Origin of the sequence: Streptomyces sp. MZ04 (assembly GCF_004684775.1) — a bacterium.
Lineage (GTDB): Bacteria > Actinomycetota > Actinomycetes > Streptomycetales > Streptomycetaceae > Streptomyces.
In genome coordinates this window covers 1-8291 of the sequence record NZ_SRIC01000337.1, presented here as the reverse complement: position 1 = coordinate 8291, position 8291 = coordinate 1, and the positions used below count along the sequence as shown (strand labels likewise).

5 protein-coding genes and 1 pseudogene are annotated in these 8291 nt (G+C 71.5%); 4 read left to right on the top strand and 2 right to left on the bottom strand.

What is annotated here, in order from left to right; genetic code table 11:
• Nucleotides 1-893 (top strand): endonuclease/exonuclease/phosphatase family protein (locus E2651_RS38220; RefSeq protein ID WP_135335875.1); only part of this gene is annotated, 893 nt, incomplete at its 5' end.
• Nucleotides 894-931: 38 nt separating this feature from the next.
• Complete coding sequence (locus E2651_RS38215) at nt 932-2902, top strand: FUSC family protein (protein WP_135335874.1); 1971 nt, start codon at nt 932-934, stop codon at nt 2900-2902.
• A gap of 34 nt (nt 2903-2936) precedes the next feature.
• Here the strand turns inward: E2651_RS38215 and snpA are convergent, their stop codons facing one another.
• The gene (snpA, locus tag E2651_RS38210) at nt 2937-3608 is read right to left on the bottom strand and encodes a snapalysin (RefSeq protein ID WP_135335873.1); all 672 of its coding nucleotides are present in this window, start codon (nt 3606-3608) and stop codon (nt 2937-2939) included.
• Between the two features lie 200 nt (nt 3609-3808).
• Between snpA and E2651_RS38205 the strand changes: the two genes are divergently transcribed.
• On the top strand, nt 3809-4771 hold the full coding sequence (locus tag E2651_RS38205) for a LysR family transcriptional regulator (RefSeq protein WP_135335872.1): 963 nt from the start codon (nt 3809-3811) through the stop codon (nt 4769-4771).
• Between the two features lie 137 nt (nt 4772-4908).
• Here the strand turns inward: E2651_RS38205 and E2651_RS38200 are convergent, their stop codons facing one another.
• On the bottom strand, nt 4909-6999 hold the full coding sequence (locus tag E2651_RS38200) for a PhoX family protein (RefSeq protein WP_135335871.1): 2091 nt from the start codon (nt 6997-6999) through the stop codon (nt 4909-4911).
• Nucleotides 7000-7656: 657 nt separating this feature from the next.
• Here E2651_RS38200 and E2651_RS38195 point away from each other — a divergent pair.
• Nucleotides 7657-8291: pseudogene (locus E2651_RS38195) on the top strand (Toxic cation resistance protein); the annotation flags it as partial.

The following is an 8291-nucleotide window of genomic DNA, read 5'->3' as shown; positions in this document are numbered from 1 at the left end:
ATGAGCGTCTCGTGGGCTCGGAGATCTGTATAAGAGACAGCCTCGCCTTCCTCCCCTGGCTGCTCGCCCCCGCCGTCGTCGCCCTCCTCCTCGCCGCCCTGGCGAGGTGGCGCATCGGCCTCGTGTGGTCAGTCCTCGTACTCGGCCTCGTCGCCTGGTTCATGGAGCCGTACGGCCAGGCCAGTGCCCCGAAGGGACCCGCCGTCGCCGAGATCCGCGTCATGGCTTCGAATGTCGAGTTCGGGCGGGGGACGCCGGGTCTGGTCGACGCCGTCCGGAAGGAGAAGCCGGATCTGCTCTTCGTCCCGGAGTGCGACTACACCTGCTCCGACACGCTCCGCGACAAGCTGCCCCGCTCCGAGTACCCGTACCGCAGCGGCAGCGAAGCCGGCGGCGCGGAGGGCTCGCTGATCGTCAGCAAGCTCCCGCTGAAGAAGGCCAGCGGCATCCCCGGCACCCTCGGCATGCCCGGCGCCGTCGCCGAACTGAAGGACGGCCACGAGATCCGCGTCCAGCTCGCCCACCCCATGCCGCCGCAGCCCAAGCAGGTCCACGTATGGCGCTCCGAGCTCGGCGGTCTGCGCGACTACGCCGCCGAGGGCAAGGGCGGCTCCACCATCATCGGGGGCGACTTCAACGCCACGCAGGACCACGCCGCCTTCCGCGACATCCTCGACGCGGGCGGTCTGCGCGACGCCGCCCGGCTCGCCGGCTCCGCCCGCACGCCCAGCTGGCCGTCCTCGCTCATCTCGCCGCTCGGCACGCAGATCGACCATGTGCTCGCCACCCCGGACTTCTCGGCCCGTGACGCCCGCTTCCTGGAAATCGACGACACGGACCACCGGGCCCTGGTCGTGGACCTGACGTTGCATCGGCAGAAACAGGACCGCTGAGGTCCGGGCAAGTCACGTAAAGCGTCGATAATGGGCGCATGCCCCGTCCCGAATCACCCGGCCCAGCGGGCCCCTTGAGCACGCTCGCCCCGCCCGGCTGGCTGGTCAGGACGCTCAAACCGCAGTCCTCGCCCGTACCGTGGGCCGCGGTCGCCCGTGCCTCCGTCGCGATGTCGCTCCCGCTCGCCATCGGCCTCGCGGCCGGACAGCCCGCCTACGGAGCGCTCGTCTCCATGGGCGCGCTCTCCGGTGTCATCGGCGACACCGCCGACGCGTACCGCATGCGGATCTTCAACATCGCCGTGCCGCAGCTCTTCGGCGCGCTCGGCGTCACCGTCGGGTCGCTCGTCTTCGGCCACGGCTGGGTCGCGGTCGGGGTCGTCACGCTGGTCGCGCTCGTCTCCGGGATGATGTCGACGATCGGCGCCGTCGCCTCCGTGTCCGGGCTGCTCCTGCTGCTCAACTCCGTGGTGGGGGCGGGGCTTCCGATGCCGGGGGAATGGTGGCTCGCGCCCCTCCTGATCGCCGGCGGCGGGCTGCTCGTCCTCGCCCTCGCGCTGCTCGCCTGGCCGATACGGTCCGGCATCCCGGAGCGGGCCGCCGTCGCCGGGACGTACCGCAGCGTGGCCGCGCTGCTCGAGGCCGCGGGCACGGAGGGGTACGGCGATGCGCGTACCGCCGTCACGGCCTCGCTCAACCAGTCGTACGACCTGGTCCTCGCCCGGCGCACCCGCTCGCACGGCCGCAACCCCGATCTGGTGCGCCTGATCGCCCAGTTGAACGCGATCACGCCGGTCGTCGAGGCCGCGCCCGCCGCGCACCAGTGCGGGGTCCCGCTGTCGCCGGAGATCCCCGCCGAGGTGCGGCGGCTCGCTGACGTGGTCGCCGGGCCGGGCGGCGCGACCGTCCCCGAGCCCGTGCTCCCCGAGCCGGAGAATCCCGCCGCCCGCGCCGTCGACCACGCCCTGCGCCACGTCACCGAAACCCTCAACGACGCCGACCCGCACGGCATCGTCGACGTCGACGACCGCCTCGGCCGCCCCGCGGCCCTGCGCGTACGCGCCCGCCGCGCGGCCCGCAACGTCCTGCTCTCCAGCGCGTCCTGGCGCTACGGCCTGCGGCTCGCGCTCTGCATCGGCATCGCCCAGTCCCTCGTCTCCCTCATCGAGGTGCCGCGCTCGTACTGGGTGGCGCTCACCGTCACCTTCGTCCTCAAGCCCGACTTCGGCTCGGTCTTCTCACGCGCGGTGCTGCGGGCGCTCGGCACCGTGGCCGGGCTCGTGGTCGCCGCGGCCGTCCTGGCGGAGGTGCCGCGGGGGTGGTGGGACGTGCCGGTGATGATGGTGCTCGCGGCGCTCATCCCGGCGTTCACCCCGCGCGGCTACGGCTACCAGACGGCCGCGATCACCCCGGTGATCCTGCTCCTGTCGGACATCCTGAACCACCAGGGCTTCGGGCTCGTCGTGCCGCGCCTCGTCGACAGTCTCATCGGCTGCGCGATCTCGCTGGTGGCCGGGTATCTGCTCTGGCCGGAGAGCTGGCACACGCGGATCGGGGACCGGCTCGCGGACGCGGTGGCCGATACGGCTTCGTACGTGGAGTGCGCGTTCGGGGCCACCGAGGACCCGGCCGCACGGGCGCGGATGCGGCGCCGCCTCTACCGGGATCTCTCCGTCATCCGTACGGAGTTCCAGCGGGCCCTGACCGAGCCGCCGCCGGTGGGGACGCGGGCCGCGGCGTGGTGGCCGCTGATGGTCGCCGTGGAGCGGGTGGTGGACGCGACCACCGCCGCGCGGGTGCGGATCCGGCATGGGGCGGTGGCGCCGGCTCCTCCGGAGGTGCGCGAAGTCGCCGGTCAGCTGAGGGAGTTGGCGCAGGGTCTGCGGTCCTCCGAGACCCTGGAGGAGGTGTCGGCCGACTTCACGGGCCCCAAGGACAGCGTCCTTGAGCCCCTCCGCCAGGAGGTGGCGGCGGCGAGGGCGATCGCCTCGCCGCGCCGGACGGGCTGAAACCCATCAGCCCGCCCGGCATGTGAGAGGTGGATCAGCTCACCTTGTCCAGCTTGCCCAGCTTGTGCAGGGCCTTGGCCAGGCCGTTGGCCCAGAGCTGGTCGACCTGCGCGCGCTCATTGGCGTCCGGCTGCGCGTTGGTGCAGGAGGTGCCGGGGCCGCCTCCGGACATCAGCTCGCTGCAGGGGCCCTCGTAGTGGTCCGGGAGACCGAGGACGTGCCCTGTCTCGTGCGCCGTCACGCGCGTCGAGTCGTACTCCTGGTTCTGCGCGTAGTCCAGGAAGATGTACCCGTTGCCGTGGCCGTCCGTGCTGGCGTACGAGCCACGCGGGTCATTTCCCTCGCGGTACTCGAAGCTCGCACCGCCACTCCCCTCCTGGAGCTTCACATTGGACACCGCGCTGTTCCAGATGGAGGTACTGCCGGCTATCTGCTGCGCGAAGGTCGGCGCACCGGAGGCGTCGTACACCACGGTGACCTGCTTCGCGCCGGGGTTGGCCGCACGCTTCTCCGCGACCGACTTCAACACGGCGTCGAAGAACGCCTTGTTGGCCGCGGCCTCCTCACCGGAGCCCGCGTACTGGGAGTACGCGGCGGTGGTGGAGGGGGAGGCCTGCGTGGGGGTTGCGGCCGTCGCCGACGTGGTGCCGAGACCTGCGACAGCGAGGCCGATGACGGACGCGACCGAGAGGTAACGCTTGTTCATGTGGGGGGCTCCCTACTCGTTCGATGAAAGGTGAACGGTTCGGTAGGGGGAGTGTCGGGGAGCCGGTGGCATCCGCGGATGATGGCAACCAGCGATAGCCCGGAGCTATCACCCGCCTTCCGGCCGTGACCAACTCGCGTGCTTCCCGTGGGGTTTGTGAGTCTGGTGCGGCGCCGCTCACCGCTCTACGCTCACTGACCATGGAGCTCGAGGTGAGGCACCTCCGCGCGCTGTGCGCCATCGCCGACACGGGCAGCCTGCACAAGGCCGCACGCCAACTGGGCATGAGCCAGCCGTCGTTGACCACCCAGTTGCGGCGCATCGAGCAGGCCGTCGGCGGCCAGCTCTTCGCCCGCGAACGCACCGGCTGCCGCCCGACCCCGCTCGGCCGCCTCGCCCTCAGCCGCGCCCGCCCCCTCGTCAGCGAGATGCGGGCGCTCATCAGCGAGACCAAGGCGGCCGCCGCCCTCGCCGCCGAGGGCCCGCACCTGCGCATCGGCTCCACGGCGAGCCGTGCCATACCGGGCTGGCTGCGCCGCCTTCGCGTCCACCTGACCGGCACCGAGACCTCGCTCCAGATGGACGTCTCCGCGAACGCGCTGCTGCGGATGGTCGCCGACGGCCAGCTCGACATCGCCTTCGTGCACGAGGTGGAGGGCAGCCCGCTGCGGCTGCCCGAGGCGCTGCGGACGCGGGTGCTCGTGCGGCGCGAGCCCCAGTTCGTCTTCCTGGCGGCCGACCATCCGGCGGCCGCGCAGTCCGTCGTACACCTCAGTGATCTCGCCGACGACCGGTGGATGGTCGACCCGACCGTGGACGGCGAGTGGGACGGTCTCGTCCGGGTGCTCCGCGAGGCCGGGCAGCTCAACCCCCGCGTCCTGCACGGCGATTACCTCACCGCGGCCTCCCTCGTCGCCACCGGCGAGGTGGTCACCCTCTGCCAGCCGACGTCGCGCGCGAGACCCGACATGGCCGTCCGCCCACTGCACGGCGACCCGCTCGGCGTACGACTGCTGGTGGCGGCCCGTACGGAGAGGGAGCTCGACGCGGTGTACGGCGAGCTGGAGGCCGCCTACTGGGAGGCGGCACGGCAGGCGCCCGCGTACGGGGAGTGGCTGCTGCGGACGGGGCGGGCGGGGGACGCGGCGTCGCCTGCGGCGTGAGGTGACTTTGTTCGGGTACGTCGATGGGGGCACCCCGCGGGCTCGGGGCGCCCCCATCCACGTATGACCGGGTCAGACCCTTATGCCAGACCCTTATGCCAGACCCTTATGCCAGACCCTTATGCCAGACCCTTATGTCAGACGCCGATGTCGCAGCCGTCCTCCCGCCACACCGAGACCACCGACGGGCGGACGATCTTGCCCGCGCCGTCGGGCCAGACGCTCGCCGGCTTCTCCACGGACGCGCCGTCGATCTCGCCCGGGTGCTGCACGGAGACGATCACGCGGCGGTCCTGGACGATCGGGCCGCAGGTCTCCGCGCCCTTCGGCATGGTGAGGAACTGCTTGAGCTCACCGCGCCGGCCGCCCTTGGTCGCGACGCCGAACAGGCCGTCGTGCGAGCCGAGTTGGGAGCCGTCCGTCGAGATCCACAGGTTGCCGTGCGGGTCGAAGGCGACGTTGTCCGGGCAGGAGATCGGGCTGACCTTGTCCTTCGGGAAGCCCGCGAAGTACGTCGCCGGGTCGTTCGGGTCACCGGCCACGAGGAACAGCGACCAGGCGAAGGTGGTCGCCTCGGCGCGGCCGCGGCGCTCGGTCAGCTCCAGGATCTGCCCGTGCTTGTTCAAGTTCCGCGGGTTGGCCTCGTCCGCTCCGGCCTTGCCCGCCTTGCCGCGGTCGGAGTTGTTCGTCAGCGCGACGTACACCTTGCCGGTGTGCGGGGACGGCTCGATGTCCTCGGGACGGTCCATCTTGGTGGCCCCGACCTTGTCACCGGCGAGGCGCGTGAAGACGTAGACCTCCTCGGCGGTCATGCCGTCGACGTGCGAGACGGCCTTTTTGCCCGGTCCCGCGGTGGCGAGCGGGATCCACGTCCCGCCGCCGTCGAACTCGCCGTCGGCCGGGAGCGTGCCCTTGCCGTCGATCTCGCTCGCCGGGGAGTCGCCGGTCAGCTTGGCGACGTACAGCGTGCCCTCGTCGAGGAGCGTGAGGTTGTGCTCGTGCGCGGCGCGGGACTTGCCCTTGGCGACGCTCTTGCTGCTGACGAACTTGTAGAAGTAGTCGAACTTCTCGTCGTCGCCCATGTAGACGACGGGGCGGCCGTCGTCCGTGAGTCGCGGCTGCGCGGCCTCGTGCTTGAAGCGGCCGAGCGCGGTGCGCTTGCGCGGGGTCGACTCCGGGTCGTACGGGTCGAGTTCGACGACCCAGCCGAAGCGGTTGGCTTCGTTGGGCTCCTTGGCGAGGTCGAACCGGTCGTCGTACCGCTCCCACTTCCGCTCGGAGGCGGCGCCGATGACGCCGTACCGCTTGAGGCGCGCGGCGGCGGTGGGGTCGGTGACCTTCTCGGCGTTGCCGAAGTACTGATTGAAGTTCTCTTCACCATGCAGGGTCGTGCCCCACGGGGTGGTGCCGCCCGAGCAGTTGTTGAGGGTGCCGAGGACGGTGACGCCCTTCGGGTCGGCCTTCGTACGGACGAACGCGCTGCCGGCGGCGGGGCCGGAGAGGCGGAACTCGCTGGTGGCGGTCAGGCGCCGGTTGAGCTGGTGGCGGCTGACGGCGGCCAGCTTCCCGCTCTTCCTCTCCTCCTCCACGACCACCACGGAGAGGCCGTGCGCGGCCCAGGCGATCTCGACCTGCTCGCGGGTCGGCTTCTCGGGGTCGTACCCCTTGAACATCAGGATCTCGTCCGTGTACTCGTGATTGGCGACGAGGACCTGGCGGCCGTGCTCGCGGTGCAGCGGCAGCAGGGAGAGGAAGTCGTTGTTGTACCCGAACTGTCCGGCCTGCGCCTTCGCGGTCTGCTGGTCCGCGTCGAAGGCGGGGGCGCCGCGGAGGATGGGCTCGCCCCAGCGGATGACGACGTTCTGGGCGTAGCCGTCGGGGATGGTGACGGCGTCGGTGGTGTTGGGCGCGACGGGCGTGAAGCGGAGTCCGCGCGCCCCCGTTTTGCTCTTCTGCGACGACGGTTTCTGGGGGGCCGCGGTGGCCTCCGGGGCGGCGGGACCGGCGATGACGGCGCCGCCCGCGGCACCGGCGACCGTCACGACGGCCGCGGCACGCATCATCGAGCGGCGGCTGAGCGCACCGGCTATGACGTCACCGACGTACTCGTTGTCGCTGGTGTTGGGCACCTCGTGGAAGCAGGCATCACCACAGCGGAAACGGCAGGTCATGGCGGAACGGCCGCCGCTCCCCTGGTGCGAGGTGATGATCGGCAGCAGCTTGCGCACGGTTCCTCCGTTTTGTGGGCGTGGCTTGTTTCCGCCGCGACGCTAGGGGTGGAGGTGAGCAGGGCGGCGGACGCCGGGTGAACGGGGGGTGAACCGGGGGCGCACAGAGGGCAGTTGACGTGCGCGCGAGTGGTAAGGGTGACGCTACGGCGACCCTCACCAAGATCGCGGATTGCGGCGGCTAACCTTACGTGTCCGCCCTGGCCAGGGGTTATCGGGAATCAACTCACGCGAAGGGGTGCACCCATGGGCATTCTGAGTGTCCTGCGGAACGCGTTCGGACGGTCGTCACGTAAGGGGGCTGAGGCCCCGGCTGAGCCTGAGCCTGAGGTTGCGGCTGAGGCCACGCCTGAGCGTGAGGTTGAGCCGGAGCAGAAGGTGTCGGTACCGGCACCCAGCCCTGAGCCGACGCCGTCGGAGGTCGATGCGCTGGTGGCGGCGGCGTTCGACAATGTGACGGTGCCGGCGCAGACGCCTGCGGCCAAGGCTGAACCGGCCTCTATCCCGGAGCCTGCGGCTAAGGCTGAACCGGCCTCTGTCCCGGAGCCTGCGGCTAAGGCTAAACCGGCCTCTGTCCCGGAGCCTGCGGCTGAGCCGGAGCCGGAGCGTGTGGCTGAGCCGGAGCCGGAGCGTGTGGCTGAGCCGGAGCCGGAGCGTGTGGCTGAGCCGGAGCCGGAGCCCATCCCTGAGCTTGCGCCGGTGGTCGAAGCCGAGGCCGAGGTCGAGGTCGCCGCTGCCGCCGTGACCACCGAGGCCGAGCCGATCGCCGAGGCCGAGCCCGAGCCGGTGATCGAGGCCGAGGCTGAGGTCGCCCCCGCCGCCGAGACCACCAAGGCCGAGCCGGTGATCGAAGCCGAGCACGAGCCCGAGCCGATCGTCGAAGCCGAGCCCGAGGCCGAGCCCGAGCCGGTGATCGAAGCCGAGGCCAAGGCTGAGGTCGCCGCTGCCGCCGTGACCACCAAGGCCGAGCCGGTCGCCGAGGCCGAGCCCGAGCCGGTGATCGAAGCCGAGCCCGAGGTCGAGGTCGCCCCCGCCGCCGTGACCACCGAGGCCGAGCCGGTCGCCGAGGCCGAGCCCGAGCCGGTGATCGAAGCCGAGCCCGAGCCCGAAGCCGCCATCGCCGATGAACCGGCAGAGGCTCCCGTGACCGTGACCGTGACGGAGCCCGAGACGCCGGTTGCCGATGAAGCTGCCGAGGTCACCGTGACCCCGGCGGAGCCCGAGATGCCAGGTGACGACGTGACCGGCGAAGCCCCCGCCACCGGGAAGCCCGCCACCACCCCCGCCAAGAT